This is a genomic window from Pseudomonas sp. LBUM1643, assembly GCF_059716215.1.
On sequence record NZ_CP166813.1, the window covers coordinates 3,926,712 to 3,952,120 of the forward strand.

The 25,409-nt window shown below is 59.6% G+C and carries 25 protein-coding genes and 1 pseudogene; 14 read left to right on the forward strand and 12 right to left on the reverse strand.

Annotated features, from left to right (window positions below; all coding sequences use genetic code 11):
* Positions 1-49: 49 nt before the first annotated feature.
* Positions 50-574 carry an isochorismatase family protein gene (locus ACA063_RS17575; RefSeq protein WP_497662691.1) on the forward strand — a complete coding sequence of 175 codons (525 nt, stop codon included), beginning with the start codon at positions 50-52 and terminating at the stop codon, positions 572-574.
* Here the strand turns inward: ACA063_RS17575 and chrA are convergent.
* Positions 517-1,878 carry a chromate efflux transporter gene (gene chrA, locus ACA063_RS17580; protein ID WP_497662692.1) on the reverse strand — a complete coding sequence of 454 codons (1,362 nt, stop codon included), beginning with the start codon at positions 1,876-1,878 and terminating at the stop codon, positions 517-519. The genes ACA063_RS17575 and chrA overlap by 58 nt on opposite strands.
* Positions 1,879-1,965: 87 nt before the next feature.
* Positions 1,966-2,751 carry a helix-turn-helix transcriptional regulator gene (locus ACA063_RS17585; protein ID WP_497662693.1) on the reverse strand — a complete coding sequence of 262 codons (786 nt, stop codon included), beginning with the start codon at positions 2,749-2,751 and terminating at the stop codon, positions 1,966-1,968.
* Between the two features lie 98 nt (positions 2,752-2,849).
* Here ACA063_RS17585 and ACA063_RS17590 point away from each other — a divergent pair, with 98 nt between their 5' ends.
* From ACA063_RS17590 to ACA063_RS17600, 3 genes are all read left to right on the forward strand, one after another.
* Positions 2,850-4,307: an MFS transporter gene (locus ACA063_RS17590; RefSeq protein WP_497662694.1), complete on the forward strand. Its 1,458-nt coding sequence runs from the start codon at positions 2,850-2,852 to the stop codon at positions 4,305-4,307.
* A gap of 24 nt (positions 4,308-4,331) precedes the next feature.
* On the forward strand, positions 4,332-4,763 hold the full coding sequence (locus ACA063_RS17595) for a penicillin-binding transpeptidase domain-containing protein (protein ID WP_497662695.1): 432 nt from the start codon (positions 4,332-4,334) through the stop codon (positions 4,761-4,763).
* 105 nt (positions 4,764-4,868) lie between these two features.
* Positions 4,869-5,423 (forward strand): YdeI/OmpD-associated family protein, encoded by a 555-nt coding sequence (locus ACA063_RS17600; RefSeq protein ID WP_497662696.1) that lies wholly within the window; start codon positions 4,869-4,871, stop codon positions 5,421-5,423.
* A gap of 61 nt (positions 5,424-5,484) precedes the next feature.
* Here ACA063_RS17600 and ACA063_RS17605 read toward each other — a convergent pair whose 3' ends face one another.
* Positions 5,485-6,030, reverse strand: a complete 546-nt coding sequence (locus tag ACA063_RS17605; RefSeq protein WP_497662697.1) for a cytochrome b — start codon at positions 6,028-6,030, stop codon at positions 5,485-5,487.
* A gap of 200 nt (positions 6,031-6,230) precedes the next feature.
* Here ACA063_RS17605 and ACA063_RS17610 point away from each other — a divergent pair, with 200 nt between their 5' ends.
* The 8 genes from ACA063_RS17610 to ACA063_RS17645 all read left to right on the forward strand — a co-directional run bounded on the left by ACA063_RS17610 (position 6,231) and on the right by ACA063_RS17645 (position 13,811).
* Positions 6,231-6,908: a thermostable hemolysin gene (locus ACA063_RS17610; protein WP_497662698.1), complete on the forward strand. Its 678-nt coding sequence runs from the start codon at positions 6,231-6,233 to the stop codon at positions 6,906-6,908.
* Positions 6,898-8,379 carry an AMP-binding protein gene (locus tag ACA063_RS17615; protein WP_497662699.1) on the forward strand — a complete coding sequence of 494 codons (1,482 nt, stop codon included), beginning with the start codon at positions 6,898-6,900 and terminating at the stop codon, positions 8,377-8,379. The genes ACA063_RS17610 and ACA063_RS17615 overlap by 11 nt, the downstream gene beginning before the upstream one ends.
* The gene (locus tag ACA063_RS17620) at positions 8,376-9,050 is read left to right on the forward strand and encodes an iron-containing redox enzyme family protein (RefSeq protein WP_497662700.1); all 675 of its coding nucleotides are present in this window, start codon (positions 8,376-8,378) and stop codon (positions 9,048-9,050) included. The genes ACA063_RS17615 and ACA063_RS17620 overlap by 4 nt, the downstream gene beginning before the upstream one ends.
* On the forward strand, positions 9,037-9,846 hold the full coding sequence (locus ACA063_RS17625) for an SDR family oxidoreductase (RefSeq protein WP_497662701.1): 810 nt from the start codon (positions 9,037-9,039) through the stop codon (positions 9,844-9,846). The genes ACA063_RS17620 and ACA063_RS17625 overlap by 14 nt, the downstream gene beginning before the upstream one ends.
* Positions 9,843-10,487 carry a tetratricopeptide repeat protein gene (locus ACA063_RS17630; protein ID WP_497662702.1) on the forward strand — a complete coding sequence of 215 codons (645 nt, stop codon included), beginning with the start codon at positions 9,843-9,845 and terminating at the stop codon, positions 10,485-10,487. The genes ACA063_RS17625 and ACA063_RS17630 overlap by 4 nt, the downstream gene beginning before the upstream one ends.
* Before the next feature lie 11 nt (positions 10,488-10,498).
* A complete protein-coding gene (locus tag ACA063_RS17635) occupies positions 10,499-11,161 on the forward strand; it encodes a response regulator (RefSeq protein WP_497662703.1) in 663 nt (220 codons plus the stop codon).
* Positions 11,158-12,525, forward strand: a complete 1,368-nt coding sequence (locus ACA063_RS17640) for a sensor histidine kinase (RefSeq protein WP_497662704.1) — start codon at positions 11,158-11,160, stop codon at positions 12,523-12,525. Before ACA063_RS17635 ends, ACA063_RS17640 begins: the two co-directional genes overlap by 4 nt.
* A gap of 182 nt (positions 12,526-12,707) precedes the next feature.
* The gene (locus ACA063_RS17645; RefSeq protein WP_497662705.1) at positions 12,708-13,811 is read left to right on the forward strand and encodes a transketolase-like TK C-terminal-containing protein; all 1,104 of its coding nucleotides are present in this window, start codon (positions 12,708-12,710) and stop codon (positions 13,809-13,811) included.
* Positions 13,812-13,822: 11 nt separating this feature from the next.
* Here the strand turns inward: ACA063_RS17645 and ACA063_RS17650 are convergent, their stop codons facing one another.
* Positions 13,823-14,275 carry a MarR family winged helix-turn-helix transcriptional regulator gene (locus ACA063_RS17650; protein WP_497662706.1) on the reverse strand — a complete coding sequence of 151 codons (453 nt, stop codon included), beginning with the start codon at positions 14,273-14,275 and terminating at the stop codon, positions 13,823-13,825.
* 172 nt (positions 14,276-14,447) lie between these two features.
* Here ACA063_RS17650 and aceE point away from each other — a divergent pair, with 172 nt between their 5' ends.
* On the forward strand, positions 14,448-17,117 hold the full coding sequence (aceE, locus tag ACA063_RS17655) for a pyruvate dehydrogenase (acetyl-transferring), homodimeric type (protein ID WP_497662707.1): 2,670 nt from the start codon (positions 14,448-14,450) through the stop codon (positions 17,115-17,117).
* A gap of 85 nt (positions 17,118-17,202) precedes the next feature.
* Here the strand turns inward: aceE and ACA063_RS17660 are convergent, their stop codons facing one another.
* Positions 17,203-17,352, reverse strand: a complete 150-nt coding sequence (locus tag ACA063_RS17660; RefSeq protein WP_497662708.1) for a hypothetical protein — start codon at positions 17,350-17,352, stop codon at positions 17,203-17,205.
* Between the two features lie 16 nt (positions 17,353-17,368).
* Positions 17,369-17,812: a hypothetical protein gene (locus tag ACA063_RS17665; RefSeq protein ID WP_497662709.1), complete on the reverse strand. Its 444-nt coding sequence runs from the start codon at positions 17,810-17,812 to the stop codon at positions 17,369-17,371.
* Here ACA063_RS17665 and ACA063_RS17670 point away from each other — a divergent pair.
* Positions 17,812-17,919, forward strand: a pseudogene (locus ACA063_RS17670) (BamA/TamA family outer membrane protein); the annotation flags it as partial. The gene ACA063_RS17665 and the pseudogene ACA063_RS17670 overlap by 1 nt on opposite strands.
* Positions 17,920-18,011: 92 nt before the next feature.
* Here the strand turns inward: ACA063_RS17670 and ACA063_RS17675 are convergent.
* The 6 genes from ACA063_RS17675 to ACA063_RS17700 form a co-directional block, all read right to left on the reverse strand.
* Positions 18,012-18,521 (reverse strand): signal peptidase II, encoded by a 510-nt coding sequence (locus ACA063_RS17675; protein ID WP_497662710.1) that lies wholly within the window; start codon positions 18,519-18,521, stop codon positions 18,012-18,014.
* Positions 18,522-18,605: 84 nt separating this feature from the next.
* Positions 18,606-19,427, reverse strand: a complete 822-nt coding sequence (locus tag ACA063_RS17680) for an energy transducer TonB (RefSeq protein WP_497662711.1) — start codon at positions 19,425-19,427, stop codon at positions 18,606-18,608.
* Positions 19,424-19,870 (reverse strand): protein TolR, encoded by a 447-nt coding sequence (tolR, locus tag ACA063_RS17685; RefSeq protein ID WP_194693607.1) that lies wholly within the window; start codon positions 19,868-19,870, stop codon positions 19,424-19,426. The genes ACA063_RS17680 and tolR overlap by 4 nt, the downstream gene beginning before the upstream one ends.
* A 22-nt stretch (positions 19,871-19,892) precedes the next feature.
* A complete protein-coding gene (gene tolQ / locus ACA063_RS17690) occupies positions 19,893-20,603 on the reverse strand; it encodes a protein TolQ (protein ID WP_497662712.1) in 711 nt (236 codons plus the stop codon).
* A gap of 96 nt (positions 20,604-20,699) precedes the next feature.
* Positions 20,700-22,562 (reverse strand): phytase, encoded by a 1,863-nt coding sequence (locus ACA063_RS17695; RefSeq protein ID WP_497666544.1) that lies wholly within the window; start codon positions 22,560-22,562, stop codon positions 20,700-20,702.
* Positions 22,563-22,667: 105 nt separating this feature from the next.
* Positions 22,668-25,211, reverse strand: a complete 2,544-nt coding sequence (locus ACA063_RS17700) for a TonB-dependent receptor (protein ID WP_497662713.1) — start codon at positions 25,209-25,211, stop codon at positions 22,668-22,670.
* Positions 25,212-25,409: the final 198 nt, after the last annotated feature.

Here is a 25,409-nt window from a genome sequence, read left to right on the forward strand (position 1 = left end):
TGTGATCGCGACGGGAGCCCGACTCCCGTTCGCGACTCAAGAGGGCAGGATGCCTCCCGCTAAAAAATACCTACTATCTTCTGAATCGCCCCTGATATCGCCAACACCTTTGAGCGTCAGCTTCGGGTCGATTGCTACCGACGTTCACGCCCCGGACAGGCCCTGGGGCGGTGAAGCGCTTCTGGAGACATTGAATAAGCTGATGAGAAACGCGCGGGAGGCCGGCGCCCCCATCTTTCTTGCCCGCCACCTGGGTCCGGCCGGATCCCCTATCGAGCCGGGCAGTCCGATCAACGAGCTTGTCCAGCAATTGCAGCTAATGGGTGACGAAGTGATTTTCGAGAAACATCGTTCCAACGCCTTTGCGGCGACTGAGTTGGCCGGCCAGCTACCCGAGCGCGGCTGTGAAGGCATCGTCGTGACCGGAATAAAAACGCAATATTGCGTAGGCGCGTCAATCAGCCTTCAATCCGAGGACGCGCTGCGCCATTGGTTCAGGTTCGAGCACCGTGATGATCACCCCCGCCACAGGTGCACGCCCAGGCCGACGATTGCGCAGGCGACCAACACCTGAATAACCCCCCGCTTGAAGCGAAACAAGGCAATGGCCGCCGCGATGGCGATCAGTGCAGAGGGCCAGTCCAGGTTACCGCTCAACCCCTTCGGCCAAAGCACGTGATAACCGAAGAAACAGGCCAGATTGAGGATCACGCCCACCACTGCGGCTGTAATGGCCGTCAGCGGTGCCGTGAACCTGAGTTCGTTGTGGGTCGACTCCACCAGCGGGCCTCCCGCGAGGATGAACAGGAACGAGGGCAGAAAGGTGAACCACGTCACCAGGGAGGCGGCGACCGCCCCCGCCAGAAACAGTTGATCGGCGCCGAACACCTGCGAAACATAGGCCCCGATAAACCCGACGAAAGCCACTACCATGATCAGCGGCCCTGGCGTGGTTTCCCCCAGCGCCAGCCCGTCGATCATCTGTGTCGGCGTTAACCAGCCGTAGTGCCCCACCGCACCTTGGTAGACATACGGGAGCACCGCGTAGGCTCCGCCAAAGGTCAGCAGCGCGGCCTTGGTAAAGAACCAGCTCATTTGGGTCAAGGTGCCGTCCCAGCCAAAGAGTGCGGTCAGAATCCCCATCGGCAATGCCCAGAGTGCGGCGCCAATCAAGGCGAGCGATGCCGTTTTCGACCCGCTGAACCGGGCATGATCCGGTGGCGGTGTGTCGTCATCGATCAAGGCCGGACCGAAGGTTTTTCTGGCGGCGCCATGGCCACCGGTTGTGAATTGCTCGGGCGCGAGACGCCCACCGAAATAGCCGATCAGTGCGGCGCCCAGAACGATCAGCGGGAACGGAACATTGAAAGCGAAGATCGCAGTAAACGACGCTGCCGCTATCGCCCATAGCCAATTATTCTTCAGTGCCCGAGAGCCGATTCGATGGGCCGCCTGCACCACGATGGCGGTCACGGCAGGCTTGATGCCATAGAAGAGCCCGGCCACCACCGGCATTTCGCCGAAGGCGATGTACATCCACGACAACGCGATCAGGATGAACAACGACGGCAGTACAAACAGTACGCCAGCCATCACCCCGCCCCAGGTTCGATGCATCAGCCAGCCGATATAGGTCGCCAACTGCTGAGCCTCTGGCCCAGGAAGCAACATGCAGTAGTTGAGGGCATGCAGGAATCTGCGTTCGGAGATCCATCGCCGCCGCTCGACCAATTCCTGGTGCATGATCGAGATCTGCCCCGCAGGCCCGCCGAAACTGATGAAGCCGAGCTTCAACCAGAACCAGAACGCCTCACGCAAACCGATCGCTTGCGGCCTCGACAGCTCTTCTTCAACCATGGGTGCCGCCACCTTACTCATAGGGTTGTCCCTGTTTCACACCAGCCTGCCTACGGTAACGCCGTCACGCCTGCCCCATCGCCTCGACCACTCCGCATGGCCAGCTGTTCATGACTGTCTCGCGTATATCACCAAGCGCAGGTGGCGGTCTGCGTCGATCGTCAGTGTCGTGTGCTCGAACAATACGGCACTGCCGTTGATATTCAGGTGACACTCTCCTTTGCAGGGCTCTTGTACGTCATGCCGACGCCACCAACGATTGAAATCGGGCGATGCTTTTTGCAGTTCGTCCACCAGCGTCTGAATGTCGACTTCTTGCGTGGCGCGTGCAAAGTCTCGCTGGAAACCGGACAACATCTGTGACGCCTGCTGTTCCCAATCGGCAAAACGTTCATGCAAGGTCGGATCGGTGAATAGCATCCACAGCAAATTGCGCCGCGCAGGGAGATGACGCTCGAAACCAAAAATCTGCCCGGCCGGCTCGTTGTAAGTCAATACATCCCAACGCAGATTCAGAACAAAGGCGGCGTGTGGTGCCAGGTCGTGCATGAGGCGCACTACCAGCGGCGGCACGATGCAAAACGTTTTACCCGGTTCTGCGGGCGGCCTGTCGTGGGCCAAGAGGAACAGATGCCGACGCTCGGCGGCATCCAGTTTCAGTACCCGTGCCAGACTGTCCAGAAAAGCCGCTGAGACCCCAATGTCGCGTCCCTGTTCGAGCCATGTGTACCAGGTCAGTCCGACGCCTGCGAGGGCGGCGACTTCTTCGCGGCGCAGTCCTGGTGTGCGCCTGCGCCCTCCGCTGGGCAGGCCCACATCAGCCGGTGACAACTGTTCGCGGCGCGCCTTCAAGAAAGCCGCCAGATCAGAGCGTGTCCGTTCCATGGTTCGCATTGTTTATCTCATTACTTTCAGTAACAGCATAAATGGTTAGATTGTAAGCGTCTAAGAAAGCGGTCGAGAATCAATATTCACTGATTCGGATACGCCTGATGAACACACCTTTATCCTCTGCTGCCTTGCCCGTCGCGACCTCCCGCGGCACTCCCTGGCTCGGCCTGTCTGTACTGCTGCTGGCTGGTTTCGTGACCGTCTTCGATCTGTTCGTGGTCAATGTGGCCATCCCCAGCCTGCAGGTGCGGCTCAATGCCAGTTTCTCGCAGATTGGCTTCATCGTCGCCGGTTATGAATTGGCGTTCGGGGTCCTGCTGATTATGGGGGGCCGACTGGGCGACTTGTTCGGTCGGCGCCGTTTATTCGTGATCGGCATGGCCGGCTTCACGGTGGCATCGGCGTTGTGCGGGTTGGCCCCCACCCCTGGTTTTCTGATTGGCGCGCGAGTGCTGCAAGGACTGATGGCCGCCCTGCTGTTCCCCCAGGTGTATGCCTCCATTCGCGTTAATTTCAATGGCGACGACAGCCGCCGAGCCTTCGGTTTGCTGGGGATGACGTTAGGCCTGGCGGCCATCGCGGGTCAGGTAGTGGGTGGATGGCTGGTGCATGCCGATCTGTTCGGGTTGGGCTGGCGCAACATCTTTCTGATCAACGTTCCCATCGGGCTATGCGCCGTGGCGGCCGCGCGTTACATACCAGAATCTCGCGCGCCGCAGCGCCCCACGCTGGACTGGACAGGCGCCGTATTAGTGAGCGTCGCACTGGTGTTGCTGCTGGTGCCGTTGATCGAGGGACCCGCGCAAGACTGGCCGGCCTGGAGTTTGTGGTCACTGGGTACAGCACTGGCAATGCTTGCACTGTTCCATCGCCAGCAAGAACGACGCCGGGCAGCGGGTGGCTTGCCACTGGTGGATATGCAACTGCTGGCCCAGCCTCGCTTCGCGCTGGGTACGCTGTTGATATTGGTGGTTTATTCCACGTCCAGTTCGTTTTTCTTGTGCTTTGCTTTGTTAATGCAAACAGGACTGGGACTCGACCCCTTCACCGCAGGCAGCATTTTCGCACCCTGCAGTGTGGGCTTTGTTCTGGCATCGCTATCTGCACCGTACCTGGTGAGACGGTGGGGATCGCAGGCCATCGTCGCGGGTGCGCTGGTTTACGCGATCTCGATCGGTGTACTGATTGCACAGGTACAGATGGCCGGCGCCGCCCTGGCGCCAATGCGGCTGATTCCCGTGTTGATGGTGGTCGGCGCTGGCCAGGGTCTCATCATGACGCCGCTGCTCAATCTGGTGCTGGGTTTTGTCGATGAAGCCAGGGCCGGAATGGCCTCGGGTTTGATTTCAACCGTCCAGCAGATCGGCGCGGCGCTGGGGGTTGCAGTGGTTGGCATTCTTTTCCGTACAGGACTTGCTGCAGGCGATGAAACGATTGTGCGAGAGGGACACTACGTTTCTGCCTTTATCTCGGGAATGCTCTACAACCTGAGTGCGGCGTTATTGGCATGCTTGCTGTTGTTGGTGCTGGCAAAAGCACAGAAACCGGCAGGTCACTGAAGACCCACTCTGATCAATTTCCCCTTGTCGATAATCAAAGGGGAGCCCCAGCAACCCCGCAATGTCATAAGCCCGGAGGTTGCCAAAAGTATTCTGGAGATGCTGGTGGGTGCAGTCGATGGCGCTGGAGCAGGCGGAAAGCGCGCAGCGATCGACGGTTATGTCATTGCGGGTAAAAGCGGGACCTCTCGCAAGGCCTCCGGAGGCGGGTATCAAAGCAATAAATACAGAGCCATGTTCGTGGGTATCGCGCCGGCCAACGCGCCTGAGTTCATTATGGCTGTACTGGTAGACGAGCCCTCTGCCAAGGGTTACTTCGGGGGAGCGATTGCAGCACCGATCTTCAAGGAGGTACTTGAAGATGTCCTTCGTGTCAGAAATGTACCGAGTAGCCGAAGTCAGGCTTTACCAGCAGCCCTAGGCACAGTTGGCGCAGAAACTACCGGCCCGGTCTAGAGCCCCGTCAGCTCAGAGCAGCAACTGCTGGACAGACCAGCGTCGACCTTCTGTACTGATCTTGCCTCAAGGCAACAGTCAGGCGTATCCATTGGAGCAGTCGCAATGACAACAATCGATGTGAAGCTTCGATTCGTAGCAAAGCTTCTTCGTCCGGCAAAGCCTGGTGATGATACGTCGTGGGCGTTCGTGGTTCTGCCAAAAGACGCCAGTGAACGGCTTCCGAGGCGAGGAAGGACGACAGTTGAAGGCACAATCAATGGGCACCCTTTTCTGGCAACCCTTGAGCCGGACGGTCAGCTGAGCCATTGGCTGCAGGTCAGTAAAGAGTTACTCGAAGCCGCAGGCATCGCCGTCGGCGATATCGTTACGCTAGCGCTAACCCCTGTGAAAAAGGAACCCGACCCTGCCATCCCACCCGATTTCCAGGAGGCACTGGCCGCCACACCTGAGGCGCATAAAGTCTGGAACACGACGACGACCCTCGCACGAGTCGACTGGATTCACTGGATGACTTCAGCCAAGCAACTCAAGACACGCGCAAAACGAGTAAGTGATGCCTGCGACATGCTGGCATCCGGCAAGAAGCAGGTTTGCTGTTTCGACTCGTCCGGCTACTACAGCAAAGCCTTCCGTGCGCCCGAGGCAGAAAATTCTTAAATGGACCCTACAGAGCAACCGTCATGGCGAAGCTCAGTCGCGACGACAGACCGGGCGCCGATCAGAAGCGTTTAGGCAGCATTCTGGTTAACGTGTTGTCCCGAACCCAATAGTGATGAAACAAACCCGCCGCCGCGTGTAAGCCAATCAGCCAGTAGCCGCTGCTGCCGAGCAATTCGTGCCAGTACTTGAATTGCTTGGCCATGTCCGGGTCAACCGCCACGGGCGACGGGAGGTAGAACCCGAAGTATGGCATCGGCTTGCCCCCTGCCGACAGCATCAGCCAGGCCAGCAGCGGCGTGGCGATCATCAGCCCATACAACGCCAGGTGCATCAAGTGAGAAAGCCCTGTCTGCCATGCGGGCAAGGCTGGAGTAATTGGAGGGCGGGGCGTCAAGCGCCCGAGCAAACGCACCCAGACCAGGATAAAAATGCTCATCCCGAAGAGCCCGTGCAGCCCAAGAAACAAACCCTTCAAGGCGTGCCCGCGCGGCAAGAGCCCTTTGATTTCGATACAGGCATAGACGCCGATAAACAGCACCAGCATCAGCCAGTGCAAGGTGATCGACAGTTTTCCATAACGATGTGCTATCGGGTCGGGGGTCATACAGAGCCTCAAGGAAACATTACAGCGGACGAGTTGTTCGCCCGGCCACAATCCGGCGAGTTACCGAATCAAGTGTGCACCCTGCCCGCCCAGCCTTAAGGCAATCTGAAGAGACTCCAGCGATGTCTTTTGCGATCTTCAGACTTCGTTAAGAAACGCCCTCGATACTCCTCCCAAACTGACTGGGGAGGCGATTTTCAATGCCCAATTTTGACTGGCACATTCCTTTACCGCTGCACTTTGGCCAAGCCGAGACCCCACCGATAAGTCTGGTCAGGGCCTTGCCGGACGAAACTCGACGCCCCGTTTTCGAAGCCTATATCCAACAACGCTTTCGCAAGGCACACGGCGCCGACATTCGTCATTTCATGCCAGAACTGTTTGGTCTGAACAACGCGTCGGGTGAACTCTGCGCGGTAGCCGGCGTGCGTCTGGCCAATACCGAAGAGCTGTTTCTGGAGCGTTACCTGGATGAGCCAATTGATCCACTCATCAGCGCTGCGGCCAACCAGACCGTAGACCGCACCGGCATCGTTGAGGTGGGCAACCTGGCCGCCAGCGATACCGGCAGTGCGCGCCTTAGCATCATTGCCATCACTTATCTGCTGGCCATGGGCGGACTGGAATGGGTGGCCTTCACCGGCAACATCGGACTGGTTAACAGCTTCCACCGGCTCGGGTTAAAACCCGTGACCCTCTGCGCTGCCGATCCAGCACGGCTCGGTGATGACCGCCACAGTTGGGGGAGTTACTACGACAGCAAACCGTGGGTGCATGTCGGCAACATCCGCGCCGGCTTCATCCATCTGCGCAACATCGGTTTGTTCAATCGTCTGGGGTTGCCAACGTCCATCGAGGAGGCCAGTCATGTCGCCTGAAATGACGCATTTTAAAAAGACGCTACGTGACCATGCCGAACGCAAGACCAACGCCATTGCCTTGTGGGGCGATCGACTGAAAATCGACTACGCCACGCTTTACGCTGAGGTCATGTATCGCCAACAGCGGCTGCGCGATGAGGACATCAAGGTCGTTGCGCTGGCCTTGGACAATGGTGTCGAAACGATGCTTTGGGATTTGGCGGCGCTGTTCGAAGGCCTGACCTGCCTGATGCTGCCAGCTTTTTTCAGCCCGGCTCAGCGCCAGCACTGTCTGGAACTGAGCCAGGCGGAACGGGTGATTGCGGAACCGGAACTGGATGCCGAACTGCAAACGGTCGGCTACGAAAAAACCGGTGAGTTCTGGTGCAAGACCTTCAGTGGTCCGACCCAGATGCCTGAGGGCACTGCCAAGCTGACCTTCACTTCTGGCACCACAGGCACACCAAAAGGCGTATGCCTCAGCGCCGAGAGCCTGTTGCGCGTCGCTCGCGAGTTGCATCAGGCCAGCCAACCCACCGATCCTCGGCATCATCTGGCGGTGCTGCCGTTGGCGATTCTGTTGGAAAACCTGGGTTCTTACGCCGCGCTTTACGCCGGCGCAACACTGAGTCTGCCCAGTCAGAAAACCCTCGGTATCCGCGGGGCGAGCGGCGTTGATGTACCGACGTTGCTCGGTTGCCTTGCCACACGCGCGCCCGAGAGCCTGATTCTGGTGCCGCAATTGCTGCTGATGCTGGTCGGCGCGGCTGAACAGAAACTCTTTAATCCGCACACGTTGCGCTTTGCCGCTGTGGGTGGCGCAAGGGTTTCGAAAAAATTACTGGAACGTGCCCAGCGGATTGGTGTTCCCGTTTATGAAGGTTACGGATTGTCCGAGTGCGCCTCGGTGGTCTGCCTCAATCGACCAGGGGCACGCCGCCCCGGCAGTGTCGGCAGGGCTTTGCCCCACGTGGAAATTCGACTCGCTGACGATGGCGAGGTGCTGATCAAGGGTTCAGCGTTACTGGGCTATTTGGGAGAGCCACCGCACACCGACGATTGGTGGCCCAGCGGTGACCTCGGCGAATTCGACCCTGAAGGTTTTCTCTACCTGACGGGACGCAAAAAGCACCAGTTCGTCTCCAGTTTCGGCCGCAACGTGAACCCGGAGTGGGTAGAGGCGGAACTGTCTCAACGCAGGCATATCGCCCAGGCGTTCGTTTATGGCGAAGCCATGCCAGGCAACCACGCGCTGCTCTGGCCCCACCGAGCGGACTGCACCGACGAAGAATTGGCCGCTGCCGTGGCCGAGGTTAACGAGTCTTTGCCCAATTACGCCCAAGTCCATCACTGGACCCGGCTGGGTCAACCCTTCACGCCCGCCAACGGCTTGTTGACTGCCAATGGCCGACCACGCCGCGACGCGATCATCGAGCGTTACCGGGCGCAACTGACTGAATCGGGACTTTCCGAGGAATCCGCATCATGAGTTTTTTCGACACCTTGCAAGAAGCCACGCAACAGGAACGGCGCGAACTGTTCAACCTGCCCATTATCCGCGATGCCCTGGGTGGCAATGTCAGCCTGGAAAGCTACCGGGCCTTTCTGGCGCAGGCTTACTACCACGTGCGTCATACCGTACCGTTGATGATGGCCTGTGGCGCGCGACTGCCCTTGCGCCTGGAGTGGCTACGTGAAGCGGTATGCGAGTACATAGAAGACGAATACGGTCACGAACAATGGGTACTCAATGACATACAGGCCTGCGGCGGCGATAAAGCTGCCGTGCGCGATGGTCGTCCATCGCTGCCGATCGAACTAATGGTCAGTTTTCTCTACGACCTGATCGCGCGGGATAACCCGGTGGGCCTGTTCGGCATGGTCAACGTGCTGGAAGGCACCAGCATCGCCCTCGCCACCCACGCGGCCGACAGCATTCGTGAACGGCTGGACTTGCCGGAAACTGCCTTCACCTACCTCAGCTCTCACGGCTCCCTTGATATCGAACACATGCAGACCTATCGCCGGCTGATGGACAAGCTCGAAGATCCGGACGATCAGGCGGCGGTCATTCACGCATCCCGTGTGGTGTACACACTTTACGCCGACATGTTCCGTGGCTTGCCGCGTGAAGCGGAGAACCTGCATGCGTCTGACTGAGGCTCGCGTAGTACTGACCGGTGCCAGCGGCGGAATCGGCCTGGCCATCGCAGAAGCCCTGTGCGCCAGGGGTGCCCGCGTGCTGGCGGTGGCTCGACATCGAGAATCCCTGGAGCCGTTGCTGACACGCTACCCGCAGCATCTGTGCTGGGTCGGTGCTGACCTGACGTTTCGCTCCGACCGATGCAAAGTACTCAGCGCCGCCGAAGAAATCGGCGGTATCAACCTGCTGATCAACGCTGCCGGGGTCAATCACTTCGCCATGCTTGATCAACTGGATGACAGTGACATCAACGCGATGCTGGCGGTGAACATCAGCGTGCCGATATGCCTGACTAAAATCTTCCTGCCGATGCTCAAGCAAGCAGAGAGTGCAATGGTGGTTAACGTCGGCTCGACCTACGGCTCCATCGGCTATCCCGGCTACGCCAGCTATTGCGCCACCAAGTTTGCCTTGCGCGGTTTCTCCGAGGCCCTGCGCCGGGAACTGGCAGACACCCGCGTCGGCGTCTTGTACGTCGCGCCACGCGCCACCCGCACGAGCATGAACAGCCCGGCGGCGCAGGCGTTGAATGACGCGCTCAAATCCAATGTCGACGATCCGCAAACCGTTGCCTCGGCGGTCATCCACGCCATCGCCAGCGACCATCGCAACGTGTACCTGGGCTGGCCGGAGCGTTTCTTTGTGCGCCTGAATAACCTGTTACCCAACCTGGTGGACCGCAGCTTGCGCAAGCATTTGCCGCTGATCCGCCGCTTGAGTCAGAAGAACGACAACGAGAACCACAAGCCATGAAGAAAATCGCCGCTTGCCTTCTATTGGGTGCCTTGAGCCAAAGCGTTTGGGCTTTGGATTCCGCTGACCAGCAACGCCTCTCCGGCATCCAGCAAAGCTGGGCGCATATTCAGTACGAACTGCCTGAGGGCCAGCGCACGGCAGCATTCGAGAAACTTGCCAGCCAGGCCTCAACCTTCACTCAGGAGCGTCCAACGGTGGCCGAAGCCTGGATCTGGTCCGGCATCGTCACCAGCAGTTGGGCCGGAGCCCAAGGCGGGCTGGGTGCGCTGAGCAAGGTCAAGGACGCGAAGGTCGATCTGGAGAAAGCCCTGACCCTGGACCCCAAAGCCTTGCAAGGCTCGGCTTATACCAGCCTCGGCGCGTTGTACGACCGGGTTCCCGGCTGGCCCATCGGTTTCGGCGATTCGGACAAAGCCGAGCAGCTACTCAAACAGGCCTTGCAACTGAACCCGAACGGCATCGATAGTCTGTACTTCTGGGGGGATCATCTCGACCGCCAAAAACACTACGCCGACGCCAGACAAGTGCTGCAAAAAGCGCTGCAAGCTGCACCACGGCCAGGCCGGGAAACGGCTGATGCCGGGCGCCGCAAAGAGATCGAAAGTTTGCTGGTGGACGTGAACAAGAAACTCGACTGACAGGAGTCCGTGTGCGCTTATTACTGATCGAGGATGACATCGCCCTGGGTGAAGGTATCCATCAGGCGCTCGACCGAGAGGGTTACACCGTCGACTGGTTACGCGATGGCAACAGTGCGCTGCATTCGCTGCTTAGCGAAACCTTCGATTTGGCAGTGCTGGATCTCGGGCTGCCACGTATGGACGGGCTGGAGGTCCTGCGCCGCCTGCGCGACAGTGGCTCCAACCTGCCGGTGTTGATCCTTACTGCGCGTGACGCTACCGAAGATCGCATCGCCGGGCTGGATGCCGGCGCCGACGACTACCTGATCAAACCGTTCGACCTGGCTGAACTCAAGGCTCGCCTGCGTGCCTTGTTGCGACGTAGCGCAGGTCGCGCCCAAGTGCTGATTGAACACGCGGGCATCAGCTTGAACCCCACTACGCAGCAAGTGAGCTATAACGGCGAATCCGTAGCCTTGACCCCCAAGGAGTATCAGTTGCTCCATGAACTGCTTTCGCCTCCGGGCCGGGTGATGACGCGCGATCACCTGATGCAGTTACTCTACGGCTGGAGCGAGGAGGCAGAAAGCAACACACTGGAAGTGCACATCCATCACTTGCGCAAGAAGTTCTCCAGTGACCTGATCCGCACCATTCGCGGCGTCGGCTACCTGGTGCAGGAGCGCCGATGAACTCTATCCGGCGCCGCACCCTCACGCTCATCCTCGTACTTTTGTTTCTCGGTCTATTGATCATGACTGCGTTCAATCTACACGACAGCAATCATGAAATTGATGAGGTGTACGACGCTCAACTGGCGCAGAACGCTCGTCTGTTGCAGGGCGTCATGCGCATGCCCATGGCCAGCGAAGAACACGCCGAGTTGTATCGGGCTTTCAATCAGGCGTTGAGCCAGGCGGCGCCGAAAGTGGATGGCCATCCGTATGAAAGTAAAATCGCTTTTCAAGTCTGGAACTCACAAGGAGCGCTACTGGTTCACACGACCAGTGCGCCTTCCTTTACCGCCCCGCCGGTCAAACCGGGTTTCAGTGACGTTACTGACGTCACCAGCCGAAAGTGGCGCGCGTTTGTACTGGATGACCCGCAATATGGTCTGAAGATCTGGGTGGGAGAACGTGACGACGTACGAGCCGATCTTGTGGATCGGATTGTCCGTCACACGGTAGTGCCCAACCTGATAGGCAGCCTGGTGCTTGCGGTGGTGATCTGGATGGCAATCGGGTGGGGGCTGAAACCGCTGATCGATATGGCGAAAACCCTGCGAGCCAGGCATTCGGGTTCTCTTGAGCCATTGCAATTGACGCCCTTGCCCACTGAACTCGAACCCATGCAGGCGGCCCTCAATCGTGTGTTGGCGCAGATTCAAGAGGTCATGGGTCGCGAGCGACGCTTCATCGCCGACGCCGCCCATGAGATGCGTACACCACTGGCGGTGCTCCGGGTACATGCGCAAAACCTGATGGAGGCACGGAACGAGGAAGATCGGCTCGAATCGCTTGAGCACCTTATCGACGGTGTGGACCGTACCACTCGGCTGGTCAATCAACTGCTGACGATGGCGCGTATTGAACCGCAGTCTGAAACACAGGAGGCCCCGAGCATCGATCTGGTGGCAACGGTTCGAGAGAGTCTGGTTCAACTGACACCCTGGATATTGAGCAAGGGACTTGAACTGGCGTTCGATACTGTCGACGAAGTCAGCCATGTCAAAGTCGACGCCGGAGCCATCCACATCGCCTTGAACAATCTGGTGACCAATGCCGCAAACTTCTCCCCGCCTCAAGGACTGATCACCGTGAGGCTGATGAAAAAAGAGGATCACTACGCGTTAAGTGTGGAGGACGAGGGGCCAGGCATTGACGAGTCAGAGCGTGATCGACTCTTCGAGCGATTCTATAGCCGTGGGAATGCCCAGGGAGCAGGTCTGGGATTGACCATCGTCCAGGCCATCGCATTTCGCCTGGGTGGGCAGATTCGACTGGAGAATCGTCCGTCCGGTGGATTGCGCGCGACATTGGACATTCGTCGTTTTTAAGGCAACCCGTTCATTTTTCAGAGGATCACGTACGGCGAGTTATTGGCTTTTGCGAACGACTGCAATGGGTAAGGCGCGTTCATGAGGAGACTCCATTCCACGGCAATCTAATTGCATTTGCAATTATGTTGAGGCGTGCAGTATGGTGCAGGCATGAAGGAACGCATGGAGATTTGTGGAACATGATCGGCTTTTCCAGCTTCAGCAAAACACCGGATACCTGCCTTGCTGCTCAGGCCTGCATCGATAAAATCCGAACCCTGGCCCATCAACACACCGCCGGCTTCTCCTCTCCGCTTTACACCATGATCGATATCGCCAACCGACTGGAAAGGGATCCGGGAACGGCCCGGCATGTCTGGGTCATCCGGTCCGACACGCAGTCTCAAGTCGAAACCTGTCACACACGTATCAGCGCCTGGCCTCTGCGCTTCAGCCCGACTGCCTGCGCCAGCGAAAAACCGCTGTTGTACCTGACCCGTTCTGCGACATCAGCCGAACTTTGCGCACTTTCAAACGAGTCTGCCCGCCGGGGCATCCTGTGCAATGACATAGAAACCCTGCCCTCCCGCTGGCCTAAAGGCGCTCACCCCTGGGTTCCGCTTTGGCTGGCCGCCAACCCGCACTGCCTGCCCTTCGACCCCGCCAGCGGTGCCGAAGCGCACGCCATTGCGCTAGCGGCATTGCAAAGTTTGTATGTGGAAGGCAATGCGGGCTTCTACTACATGGCGCTTCACGATGAACCCGATGATTTCGTCGCCCCCATCAGCCGCCTGAGTGCGAGCCAGGCCTTCAAGGGCATGTACAAGCTCAACGAGTTTGATACAGATGCCGGGCAACCTCGAGTCCGCTTGTTGGGCGCAGGGCTGGCCTTGCAGTCGGTGGCCTCAGCGGCGCAGATGTTGCGTGATGACTGGGGCGTCGAAAGCGAACTCTGGAGCTGCCCCAGCTACACCCGCCTGGCCCGTGATGCGGACAAGGCACAACGCTGGAACCGGATGCATCCCGGCTTGCCACGGCGGTCGTCGCATCTGCTCGACTGCCTGAGTGCCGATGATTGCCCGGTGGTGGCGGTGACCGGTTATGCCCAGCATGTCGCCGATCAGATCGGTGGGCATATCCAGTCACGGTTCGTGGCGATCGGCGCGGATTCAACCGACACATCTTCGGGCAACTCGGTGGATAAACGCTGGATCGTGGCACTCGCTCTGCGAGCTCTGGCCCAGGAAGGTGTTATCGCACAGGCGTGTGTCGAACAGGCCATGGAGCGTTATCTGCTGCAGTGACAGGACAACGCTCAGCCCGCTCGCCCACTGTTGCGCGCTGCCATTGCGGCCCGCTCAAGCGCGTCACTGAGGAATCGCTGTTGCTCGTCGTCGAATTGCGACAAAAACAGCTCGTCCACTGCCGCTTCATAGATTTCCCACATTTTTTTACGCAGCACTTTCCCGCTCTCGGTAATGGCAGCAAACGCACCCCGGCCGTCATCGCTGGCACGGCTGCGTGTGACCAGGCCTTCGGCCTCCAGACGATCCACCAAGCGGGTGAGGTTGTAGCGCTCGATCGCCATCACGTCAGCCAATTCGCTCATGCGTCTGGTGCCCTCGGGGCCGCTTTCCAGGCCCCATAACGCGTCGTACCACGCGTACGCCGGCAGCCCGGCGGCCGCCAGTCGACGCTCGATTTCCCGGATCAGGCAGCGGTGGGCCCTGACGAATCTGAACCAGGTATCCGGATCGTTTGAAGACATGCATCACCTTTTTCATGACATCGATTTAGTTGCAATTGTAGCGCGCGGCGGGCTAAGTTCTCGCATGTAGTTGCAACTGCAACTACAAATACTCTTTTTGGTTGGCGTCTACCCACGCCCCTTAGCCAGGCACCCAACGACTCGGTGCTGCTGCACTGTCCAGGAGACGACGATGGCACAACAACCCCTGTTTCTCGACGAGGATCCACAAGAAACTCGCGAATGGCTCGATTCCATCGAATCGGTGGCGAGCGTCGAAGGGCGTACCCGCGCTCACTACCTGATCGATCAGATGCTGGATTTCGATGCCAGCCGCCATGGTAATTTTTACGGGCGCGTCACCACGCCCTACGTCAACACCATCCCGGTCGACCGTCAGCAACCCTACCCTGGCGACCTGACCATAGAGCGCCGGATCAATGCCTACATCCGTTGGAATGCTTTGGCCATGGTGCTGCGCGCCGGCAAACATTCGAACGTGGGCGGGCACATCGCTTCCTATGCCTCGGCAGCCGTTCTGTACGACGTCGGCTTCGAGCATTTCTTCCGTGGGCGCACCGAGCAGTTTGGTGGCGACATGGTGTATATCCAGGGCCACTCTTCACCGGGCATCTACGGGCGCACCTATCTGGAAGGTCGCCTGAGCGAAGAGCAGCTGGACAACTTCCGCCGCGAGACTGACCGCGACGGTGTCTCGTCCTATCCGCACCCAAGGCTCATGCCGGACTTCTGGCAATTTCCGACGGTGTCCATGGGACTCGGACCGATCACCGCCGCGTACCAGGCCAGATTCATGCGCTACCTCGAAGACCGTGGCCTGAAAGAACATCAAGGCCGAAAAGTCTGGGCGTTTCTCGGTGACGGAGAAATGGACCAGCCGGAATCCCTGGCGGCGATTTCCCTGGCGGGTCGAGAGAAGCTCGACAATATTATTTTTGTCGTCAACTGCAACCTCCAGCGTCTGGACGGACCGGTGCGCGGCAACAGCAAGGTCATTCAGGAGTTTGAAAGCCTGTATCGGGCGGCCGGCTGGAACGTGATCAAGGTGATCTGGGGCAGCGGTTGGGATGCCCTGCTGGAAAAGGACAAAAGCGGCCTGCTACGCCAGCGGATGATGGAATGCGTGGACGGCGACTATCAAAACTACAAATCCCAAAACGGCGCTTACGTCCGTGAGCATTTTTTTGGCAAATACCCCGAATTGCTGGAGCTGGTCAGCGACCTGAGCGACGAAGAAATCTGGAAGCTCTCTCGCGGCGGCCATGACCCGGAAAAAGTCTACAACGCCTACGCCGCCGCGATGCGCCACACTGGCGGGCCAACGGTCATTCTGGCGAAGACCGTGAAAGGCTTCGGCATGGGCGAAGCAGGCGAAGGCCAGAACATCAACCATCAGCTCAAGAAGATGGGCGAGGACGCGGTCAAAGCGTTCCGTGATCGTTTCGCGCTGGAACTCACCGACGATCAACTGGGCGACATGCCTTACCTCAAACCGGCAGCGGACAGTGTCGAGGCCCTTTATCTGCAAGCCAGGCGTACCCAACTGGGCGGTTACGTGCCTGCCCGCTTCAGCGCGGTCGAGCCGTTGCAGATCCCGCCATTGTCGGCCCTGGACACCCAGCTCAAAGGCACTGGCGAACGCGGTATTTCCACCACCATGGCGTTTGTGCGCATCCTCGGCACGCTGCTCAAAGACCCGAATATCGGCAAGCTGATCGTGCCCATTGTCCCGGACGAATCACGCACCTTCGGCATGGAAAGCCTGTTCCGCCAGATCGGCATCCATTCCCACGTCGGCCAGTTGTATACCCCTCAGGACGCCGGTCAACTGAGTTACTACAAGGAGGCGCGGGATGGGCAGATCATGCAGGAGGGACTGAACGAGTCCGGCGGGATTTCTTCGTGGATCGCGGCAAGTACTTCGTACAGTACGCACGGCGTGGCGACTGTGCCCTTCTACATCTTTTATTCAATGTTCGGTTTCCAGCGCGTCGGCGATCTGGCCTGGGCGGCTGGCGATGCACGCGCCCGAGGTTTTCTGCTGGGCGCTACGTCCGGCAGAACCACGCTGATGGGCGAAGGCCTGCAACATGACGATGGTCACAGCCATGTGCTGTCCTCCACCGTACCGTGCTGCGTGTCCTACGACCCGACGTTCGCCTATGAACTGGCCGTGATCATCCAGGATGGCATGCGGCGCATGTATGTCGAAAACGAAGACATCTACTACTACATCACGTTGTTGAACGAAAACTACGCCCATCCGCCCATGCCCGAAGGTGTCGAGCAGGACATTCTCAAAGGCATGTATCGGCTCTCGGCCCCGACGCAGCCAAACGAAGGCAAGCACGTACAACTGATGGGCTGCGGTTCAATCCTGCAAGAAGTCATCGCCGCCGCGCAGTTGCTGGAGCAGGACTTCGATGTCAGCAGCGAAGTGTGGAGCGTCACCAGCCTGACCGAACTGCGTCGGGACGGCCAGGAGGCCGAACGCTGGAATTTGCTGCACCCGCATGAGGCACCTCGTATCGGTCACGTTGAACGTTGCCTGCAAGATAAACAGGGTCCGGTGGTGGTCGCGACTGATTACATGAAGATATTCGCCGACCAGATCCGCCCGTTCGTGCCCATGCGGCGCTTCGTGGCATTGGGCACCGACGGCTTCGGCCAATCGGATACCCGGGAATCGCTGCGCAGGTTTTTCGAAGTGGATCGCCACTTCATCGCGTTGTCGGCCTTGAAAGCGCTGGCCGACGACGGAGGGGTGCCAAGGGAAAAAGTAGCTGAGGCAATTGCGCTTTATGGGATTGACCCGGAGAAACAGAACCCGGCGAAAGTTTGAGTCTTATCGGGTGTAACGGCCTCCCGCTGTAAAACGGTAGACGGCTTCTGGCCGCTGTGTGTGCAGCGGCCTTTTTTATGGCTATTCAGCTGATATCGACGTTCAAGGCGATGTCCCAGGTGCCGGCGCCCTTTTTCGCCAGGCCGATCATCATCAGGCCGAGGGGGCAATCTCCCGTGCTCCAGAACTGCCGTCCGGACCATGATTCAGCTCGACGTATCGTCAGTGAATTCATGTCATCCAAGGGTGCTTTAGTGGTCCGCAGCGTAAATGATGGTTTGCGTACCGTTGGACGCAGCAGACCGGCGGGTGAAGTAGATATCGCCTTCATCCGTCAGGATTTCGTATTCAGCCTTGTTGTCGCCATGGCCCGATGCACCGACATGTTTGATGATTTTCAGCACCCGCTGAAACTTCACACTTTGGGTACCGTTCTTGGCAGGACCGGTGAGGACGTTGACTGTTTGAAACCAGCCTTTTTGCTTTTTGTTCGACATGAGAGTGCCGGTCAGCGCCTCAAAACGTTCCAGACGGGTAAAGCCCCAGAGTGTCTGTTCATCGACCGCTTTGTCCTGGGCGGCAGAGCCTGTAAACACGAACAGATTGATCGCCGGATTATCTTCGCAAAAGAAGTCATACGGGACGAGACCATCCACCCGTTTCTGACCGCTAACCAATCCTTTTTTATGCACCATGGTACAGCGCTTTGGGCCCCTTGAGCTTTAACCTGGCGCTGCCGGTTCGAACACCTGACGATGCCGACACGCAAGTGTTCCAGTTTTCCCTGGGACAGACGTTCTGACCCGGTACTGTTTTCCTGAAGGTCTTCGCAAGACACCTCAGCCCCGAGGGACCAGGCAAGGCCTGCTCCCTCGGGGTTGAAAAGTTTGATTATCATTTCATTTGGCGACGGTTTTTTCTCGCTTCAACCCAAATCAACATACCCGCCCCAACCATGATCGCAACATCCGCAATATTGAAAACACCGGTATGCACCGCCCCGAGGTTAAGCACCATGTAATCCACCACATGCCCCTCCCGAAACACGCGATCAATCAAGTTGGACGCACCACCCAAAGCGATCAGATAGACCGCTGCCGCTCTCATCGGAGCGCTGGCAAAACGCGAAAACGACCACCAGGTGGCCCAGCACACCACAGCGGCCACACCGACGATGAAAATCAGCTGCTTCACGCCCGGCGCCAACCCTGCACCCAGGCTCAGGAAGGCGCCAGGGTTCATGCTCAACGCGATATCAAGCCAGGCGAAATTGCCCCCCAGTTTGAAACTGTCCGATTGCAACCTGACTAACGCCTGCACCTTGACCCATTGGTCCAGCGCGATAAATACCAAGCCCATCAGCACCGCAAAAAGCCGACTTCTCATCATGAGTTCCACGATCATTCCTTACATTCCTGACATTCATTCATAACGAGTACCGAGCACAGGGCGATAGCTTACCTGTTGCCAGCGAGGGCTCGATAGGTCTCACTTGATCCTGAAATGAAAGGTATTGCGCACCGACGGCACTGCAACGGCGACACCGTCGACGATGCGCGGCTGATAACGGAAGGTTTGCGCGGCCGCCAGCGACGGTCGAATGAACAAGGGGTGACAGCCATCCAGCACCTTGGGGTTTTCGATCTGGCCCTTCGGGTTGACGGTGTATTCCACGGAACAGTCGCCCTCGATATTTTTGTCCAGCGCCCGTGCCGGATACTCCGGCGCCTCCTTGCTCAGAGGCAGGTACTGACGGCTGTCCGCAGCGGCTTGTTGCCGGGCGCGCTCGGCGCTCAGTCGGGCCTGCTCTGCTTGCTGCGCTTGTTGTTGCGCCTGACGCTGTTGTTCGGCGGCCTGCTCGCGCTCCCGAGAGGCCAGTTGCTGACGTTGCTGCTCGGCCTGTTGTTCGCGCTGGCGCTCTTCCACCCGTTTGCGCGCCAGGGCTGCCTGCTCGAGCTTGCGTGCCTGGATCTGCGGGTCGATCTGCGGCTTGGCCGGTTCAACCGGCACACTCGGCGTCACGGCTGCCGGGGCTGCGACCACAGGCTCGGACACCGGCATGGGTGCTGGTTCAGGCGCAGGTGGCTGCACCGTCGGCGCCAACATCACCAACTGTGTGGTCATGACGTTCGGTGGTTTTACCGCCGGCACTTCGGGGGACCAGTTGTTGATCAACAACAGTACCACGACGCCATGCAGCGCCACCGCCAGTCCTGCCGCAAAGCTGTGCTGCCAGAGGTCGCTGCGCTTCATCGAGGTCCACCTCCCGGTCGCCAGCGGTGCCGAGTCGTGCAGGATCATCGTGGTCATTGCGGGGCCTCGGTCACCAGCCCGAGGTTGCTGACGCCGCCCTGTTGCAACGCCGCCATGGCCGCCACGACGCTACCGTATCCGGCGTCCTGGTCCGCTCGGATATACACCTGCGTGTCCTGTCGCTGGGCGATGATCTGTTCGACCTTGGCGCGCAGTTCATCGAGGCCCACGGCGCTGTCGGTCTGGTGCTGGGTGTCAAGTTCACCGCCGAGGTTCCAGTAATAACCGCCCTCGGCTTTCACCGACAGCGTGAGGATCTGCTGGCGCGTGTCGTTGGCCAGGGCCTCACTGGCGACCTTGGGCAGCTCGATTTTTACCCCTTGGGTCAGCATCGGCGCGGTCACCATGAAGATCACCAACAGCACCAGCATCACGTCGATGTAGGGCACTACGTTCATCTCGGCCTTTGGCCCATGTTTGCGTTGCGGCCTGACTAGCATCTTGCCTCTCCTTGAATTCCGTTCAGGCCGCAGCGGCCAGGTTCAATGGCGCACCGTGCAACGTGCGGTGCAGGCGCACTTGCAGCTCATTGCCGAAGGCGTAGTACCGCGTGAGCAGGGTCTGGCTACGCGCCGCGAAGCGGTTGTAGGCGATCACAGCCGGGATCGCCGCGAACAGGCCAATCGCTGTCGCAATCAATGCCTCGGCGATGCCGGGCGCGACGGTCGAGAGCGTCGCCTGCTGCACTTGCGACAGGCCGATGAACGAATTCATGATCCCCCACACCGTGCCGAACAGACCGATGTAAGGACTCACCGAGCCGACCGTGGCGAGAAACTGCAGACCCTTTTCCAGGCGCACTTCCTCCTCGCTGATGGCGACGTACAGCGCCCGCTCGACGCCCTCCTGCACCACATCGGGGTGGTGACCGGCTTGCTGTTTCAGGTGGCAAAACTCTTGATAACCTGCGCGAAAAATCGGCTCGATCCCGGCGTCCACGTCCTTGACCTGTGCCGTTTCACGCAGCAACGGCAGCAGCTCCGGTGCACTGCGAAAACGCTGCATGAAGCTGTTCAACCCGCGCTCGCGGCGGTGCAGCACACGGCTGCGCTGGATGATCAGGTACCAGCTGAGCAACGAGGCCAGCAACAGCGTGAGCATCACGGCTTTGACCAATAGGCTGGCGTCGCTGATCAGCCCCCAGATCGTCATGTGTTCGAGCGTGGCCTGCATGGTGAAACTCCTTGTGGGGTGCCGCGTGACCGTTGATGCGCAACGGTCGCGAGGCTATTCGATGGAAAATTGATGACCGAATGATGACGGTTCGGATCAGGGCAGCTTCAGGGCCTGGACGACCTCGGCCCAGGGCACGAATTTGAAATTCTGGGCTTGCTCGGGCATGCGCTTGCGGCCGTCCTGCACCACCAGCATGCCGTGACTCCAGGGGCCGCCGAGGTTGACCGAGGTCACCTCCAGGCCATCGGTTTCCGACGCGCCGTCGATGCCAGCCGCTGCGTTCAAACCGACCCGGAACGCGCCGTGACTGGCGAACGGTGGCTCGGCGTCGAGCACCAGGTAGCTGTCGTTGCCCTGGCTCGACACCACCAGATAATCCCGCCCCGCGCTTTGATACAGCGCCAGGCCTTCGACATCCGCCTGCAACTGCGCGCCGACCTTGATCACGCTGGTCAACGTCGCCGGTTGATCGGCGCGGGCGTCCACGGCCCAGACCCCGACATCCTCCTCACCCAGAAACAGTCGCTGGCGCTGGTCGTCGGCGACGCAGCCTTCCGGCTGGCTGTCGACCTTGAACTGGCGCACCAGCTCACCCTGGGCCCGGCCATTTGCCGCACTGAGGCGGTATTGCAGGAAGGTGCCGTCCTTGTCGTTGGCAATCGCGTAGATCTCACCGCTGGCCGGTTGAAACAGGCAGATGCCGTAGATGTCTTTGAGCGGCGTGGCCACTTCGCCGATGTCGCGCAGCTCGCCACTGCTACGGTCGATGGCGAACAGGCTGAGGCTGTTGTGATCGCGGTGACTGGCCACCGCCAGGTCCACTGTCTGCTCACCGAGCTTGAAGTTGGGTCGAACATCGACGTTGTTCAAGCGCCCGACCGGCAACTCCTGAAGCAGTTTTCCCTGCAGGTCATACGCCAACAGGCCTTGTTTTTTATTGGTGCCCAGCACCCGACTTAGGGACGGTTGTTGCGGGTGAATCCAGATCGCCGGATCGTCCGCAGCATCACCCTGGCGGGCCACCGGATCGGTCTGAACACGCGCCGCCACGTTCGGCAACACTGGCGCCAGCGCAACCGCTTTGGCTTGCCAGTCGATCTGACCCTGGTACACACGCCCGTCGGCATCGTCACGGATCAACACCTGCAAACCTTTGTCGGTGTTACGCAGGGCGAGGCTTTCCGGTTCCTTGAGCCCGGCCAACGGCAAGGTTGCCTGAGCCGTCCAGCGTTCGCCCTGCTGCTGATACAGGTGCAGTTGCGCCGCTTCCGGATCGAGCCCGACGACGCCACCGGGGACCAGCGCCAGCGCACCGGCGGCACCCTTGATGTCGCCGAAGGGTTCACGCATCGCCACGGGCGTGCGGGTCACATCAGCTTCAGCGTGTGCCGGGTACGCCCACCAACCGACGTTTTCTTCGTTGACCACCAGTTGGTGCGCAGCGTCGTCGACCTGACAAAATTGCGCGGACGGCGGCAGCGGCACACTGCGGACCTTTTGCGCCTGGGCGTTCAGGACGTTGCCGTTGCCCAGCAGCCATTGCTCACCCTTGCCCTCCTCGCCCACCAGAAATACAAACAGATTGCTCGCGTCGTCACGGTACAGGCACAGGCCATTCACCCCGAAGTCCCGCGTCGGCAAATACAGCGGCGTACCCCACGTGCGCTTGGCCGAATCGAGGCCGACCACCAGCGCTTGCTGGCGGCTGGTGTCGAGGCTGGCAACGAACACCTGCTGCGCGGTGGCACGGCTGTCGAGGCTGCTGAATGCACCGTTCATGCGTGCCAGTTCGACGCCTTTGGCGTCCAGCAACAGCAAGCCATCACGGGGGCTGACCGCCAGGCGTTGATCGGCGGACAGGAACGCCAGTTCCTCGACCTTGAGGTTCGGCGCCCACGGCGTGAGCGTCAGGCCAGGCGTCGCCGCCAGGGTCGGGCCAGCGGCCAGGCTGATCATCGCGGCCAGCAGCCAGTGTGTGTGTCGCAAAGAAATAGTCATGAACAGGCAAAGTCCTTGTCGTGCATCCATCGCGACGGCAGCACTGGGCTGCCGTCCCGGCACTTAGAAATGGGTGAAAGTCAGGCCGAGCTTGTAGGTCGGGCCGTACTCTTCGTATTGGCCGTTGTAGGAACGGTTGCCGGTGTAGACGAAGTACGACTCGTCGGTGAGGTTTTGCGCCTCGAAGCTCACTTGCAGGTTTTTCGTCAGCGAGTAGCGCGCGCTGAAATCAACGAAGGTCTGGGCATCGACGTGCAGGTCGTGGGCCTTGTCGTTGATCGGGGCCAGTTCGTAGAGGTAGTCCGACTTGTAGTTGGCCGACAGGCGCAGGCTCAGCTTGTCGTCTTCCCAACCGAGCATCAGGTTGCCGACCGTGTCCGACTGGTTCGGCAAATCGATGCTGCGTTTGAGGTTCGTGCCACTGGCGGCGTCGAAGCCTTCGATCTCGGCATCGGAACGACTAAAGGTGGCGTTGGCCCCGACCAGCAAGCCGTTCCACGGCGCCGGCAGCCAGTCGAACTGCTGCGAATAGGCCAGCTCCAGCCCGTAGAGTTTTGCGCTGTCACCGTTGGCAAACGTGTGGGCTTCAGCGAAGTCCACCCAGGCACCGGTGCCGGCCAGATCGGTGTTGTAGACGAAGTTTTTGATGTCCTTGTAGAACACGAAAGCCGAGACCGTGCCGGCACGTCCCATGAAGTGCTCGATACCGAGGTCGAGGTTGCTCGACTCCAGCGGATTGAGATCAGGATTGCCAAAGGTCGCCTCGTCGCCGTCGATGACAAACCCCGGCGCCAATTGACCGAAGGTCGGGCGCACCACGGTCTTGGTCCAGGCCGCTCGCACCTGGGTGTTTTTGTCCAGTTGGTAACGCGCATGCAAGCCCGGCAACCAGTGGTGATATTTACGTTTGGTGTCGGTGGCCTCGAACTCGCCATCGCTGACGCCGGTGCCTTTGGCATCAAACTCGGTACCCTCGTAGCGCAAGCCGGCAATGAACCGCCAATCGTCGATGTCGAAGGTGTTCATCAGGTAACCGGCGTTGATGTCCTCGCTCATCTTGAAGTCGTTGACCGCCGATTCCACGGGATCGTAGAAATCGTCCCGGTTCAGCCCGCCGATCAACTGCTTGATCGCACTGCCACTGATGCCCGGCCCGAACTGACCGAGACGGTAATCCACCGAGCCTTTGCGGAACTGGCTGAGGTTGAGCTGTTCATCGTTGAACCCCAGGTCGTCGAAGTCTTCGTAGACCCAGGCGTCGAGGTCGTTGTCCTTGTTGCGCCGGCTGACCTTGCCGCCGAACTTGACCTGCGAGGCGTACCCGTTGAGATCGTAATCCCGGGCCAGGTCCAGGCGCAGGTTTTTCTCGGTGTCGGTGGTGTTCTGTTTTTCCCAGTCGACTTTATCGAGGGTGAAATTGTTCGGGTCGTAGAAGCCCTGGCCAATGATCGGCCGTGGTTTGTCGTTGCTATAGAAGCCGCTGTCGGTGAAATCGTCATTGGCATCGAAGGCGGCGTTGGCGATGTGCCCGGGGCTGTCTTCACTGGAGCGGCTGTAACCGGCCTGACCGCTGAGGGTCCAGAGGCCGAACAGGCGTTCACCGCCCAACACGTAGGACTGAATTTCCTGGGTCTCTTCGCGCTGTTTGAGCTTGCGCTTGCCTTCGGCATCGCCAAGTTCGCCAGCCGCCTGCGGGTCGGCAAACGCGATGCTGGTGGAGTTGCGGGTCTCGCTGTCCTTGTAGCGGCTGTACAGGGTGCGCAGGTAATAACTGCTCAGGTCATCGGGCTTGTAATCGAAGTTCAGGCCCCCGCCGGTGCGTTCCCGGCTGATGTCGTAGTCGCGCTGCTCGAACTCCTCCAGCCGCGCACCACGCTGGAAATCCCAAGCGCCACCGGTTTCGACGTTGTCCGAACCGAAGTCACGCTTCTGCCAGCTCAGGGCTGCCGCCACGCCGAAGTTATCGATGCCGTCGCCCAGGCTGAAACGGTCGCTGGCCGCGCCGGAGAATTTCGGGCTGGTCTGGTGGGTGTTCTTGTCGTAACTGGCCTCGCTACTGCCGGTGTAGAACAAACCAGGGTGATCGAAGGCCGACAGGCTGCGAACATCGACCGTACCGCCCAGGGAGTTGGCGTCCATATCCGGCGTCAGGGTCTTGATCACCGACAGCGATTGCACCAGCTCCGAAGGCAATACATCGAGGGCCACGGCGCGGCGTTCGCTTTCCGGCGAAGGCACCAGCGTGCCGTTGATGGTGACGCTGTTCAGGTCCGGGCCCAAGCCACGCACGCTGACAAACCGCCCCTCGCCCTGATCACGTTCGACACTGACACCCGGCAGGCGCTGCACCGCTTCGGCGACGTTCTCGTCCGGCAACTGCGCCATGCCGTCGGCATGCACCACGCTTTCGATGTTGTCGGAGCGGCGCTGCTCCTTGAGCGCCGAATCGATGCTCGCCGCCTGACCGACCACTTCGACATGCTCGACATTGGCCGTGGCGTCTGCGGCGCTCAACCGCTCACTGGCCAACGCCATGGTCAACGCCGTGAGCGTGAAACTGAAGATCCCGACGGTGCCGCGGCGCGGATGACTGCTGCGCTGGTACATGAATGTCCTCCCCCAAAGAGTCCGTTAACGCCAGGCAAGTGGCCCGGCAACTGGGAGGGCAAGCTAGGCACGGAGCGTGACGGTTCTGTGACAGCACCGGGCGGCAAGCCCTTTAAACCGCCTGTTTGCCGGGTATTGGGGGTGGGAATGAGCTGAAATGACCTGTTGGCAATAACGGCAAGTCAGCCAGGCTCGCGG

Excerpts from the sequence above, each read along its gene's own strand:
- ACA063_RS17585 (WP_497662693.1), bottom strand. The coding sequence starts at position 2,751 with ATGCGAACCATGGAACGGACACGCTCTGATCTGGCGGCTTTCTTGAAG.
- ACA063_RS17660 (WP_497662708.1), bottom strand. The coding sequence starts at position 17,352 with ATGAATTCACTGACGATACGTCGAGCTGAATCATGGTCCGGACGGCAG.
- ACA063_RS17605 (WP_497662697.1), bottom strand. The coding sequence starts at position 6,030 with ATGACCCCCGACCCGATAGCACATCGTTATGGAAAACTGTCGATCACC.
- ACA063_RS17665 (WP_497662709.1), bottom strand. The coding sequence starts at position 17,812 with ATGGTGCATAAAAAAGGATTGGTTAGCGGTCAGAAACGGGTGGATGGT.
- ACA063_RS17695 (WP_497666544.1), bottom strand. The coding sequence starts at position 22,562 with ATGATCAGCCTGGCCGCTGGCCCGACCCTGGCGGCGACGCCTGGCCTG.
- ACA063_RS17630 (WP_497662702.1), top strand. The coding sequence starts at position 9,843 with ATGAAGAAAATCGCCGCTTGCCTTCTATTGGGTGCCTTGAGCCAAAGC.
- ACA063_RS17645 (WP_497662705.1), top strand. The coding sequence starts at position 12,708 with ATGATCGGCTTTTCCAGCTTCAGCAAAACACCGGATACCTGCCTTGCT.
- tolQ (WP_497662712.1), bottom strand. The coding sequence starts at position 20,603 with ATGCAGGCCACGCTCGAACACATGACGATCTGGGGGCTGATCAGCGAC.
- ACA063_RS17650 (WP_497662706.1), bottom strand. The coding sequence starts at position 14,275 with ATGTCTTCAAACGATCCGGATACCTGGTTCAGATTCGTCAGGGCCCAC.
- ACA063_RS17640 (WP_497662704.1), top strand. The coding sequence starts at position 11,158 with ATGAACTCTATCCGGCGCCGCACCCTCACGCTCATCCTCGTACTTTTG.
- ACA063_RS17700 (WP_497662713.1), bottom strand. The coding sequence starts at position 25,211 with ATGTACCAGCGCAGCAGTCATCCGCGCCGCGGCACCGTCGGGATCTTC.
- aceE (WP_497662707.1), top strand. The coding sequence starts at position 14,448 with ATGGCACAACAACCCCTGTTTCTCGACGAGGATCCACAAGAAACTCGC.
- ACA063_RS17680 (WP_497662711.1), bottom strand. The coding sequence starts at position 19,427 with ATGACCACGATGATCCTGCACGACTCGGCACCGCTGGCGACCGGGAGG.
- ACA063_RS17615 (WP_497662699.1), top strand. The coding sequence starts at position 6,898 with ATGTCGCCTGAAATGACGCATTTTAAAAAGACGCTACGTGACCATGCC.
- ACA063_RS17620 (WP_497662700.1), top strand. The coding sequence starts at position 8,376 with ATGAGTTTTTTCGACACCTTGCAAGAAGCCACGCAACAGGAACGGCGC.
- tolR (WP_194693607.1), bottom strand. The coding sequence starts at position 19,870 with ATGCTAGTCAGGCCGCAACGCAAACATGGGCCAAAGGCCGAGATGAAC.
- ACA063_RS17610 (WP_497662698.1), top strand. The coding sequence starts at position 6,231 with ATGCCCAATTTTGACTGGCACATTCCTTTACCGCTGCACTTTGGCCAA.
- ACA063_RS17590 (WP_497662694.1), top strand. The coding sequence starts at position 2,850 with ATGAACACACCTTTATCCTCTGCTGCCTTGCCCGTCGCGACCTCCCGC.
- ACA063_RS17600 (WP_497662696.1), top strand. The coding sequence starts at position 4,869 with ATGACAACAATCGATGTGAAGCTTCGATTCGTAGCAAAGCTTCTTCGT.
- ACA063_RS17575 (WP_497662691.1), top strand. The coding sequence starts at position 50 with ATGCCTCCCGCTAAAAAATACCTACTATCTTCTGAATCGCCCCTGATA.
- ACA063_RS17675 (WP_497662710.1), bottom strand. The coding sequence starts at position 18,521 with ATGATCGTGGAACTCATGATGAGAAGTCGGCTTTTTGCGGTGCTGATG.
- ACA063_RS17625 (WP_497662701.1), top strand. The coding sequence starts at position 9,037 with ATGCGTCTGACTGAGGCTCGCGTAGTACTGACCGGTGCCAGCGGCGGA.
- chrA (WP_497662692.1), bottom strand. The coding sequence starts at position 1,878 with ATGAGTAAGGTGGCGGCACCCATGGTTGAAGAAGAGCTGTCGAGGCCG.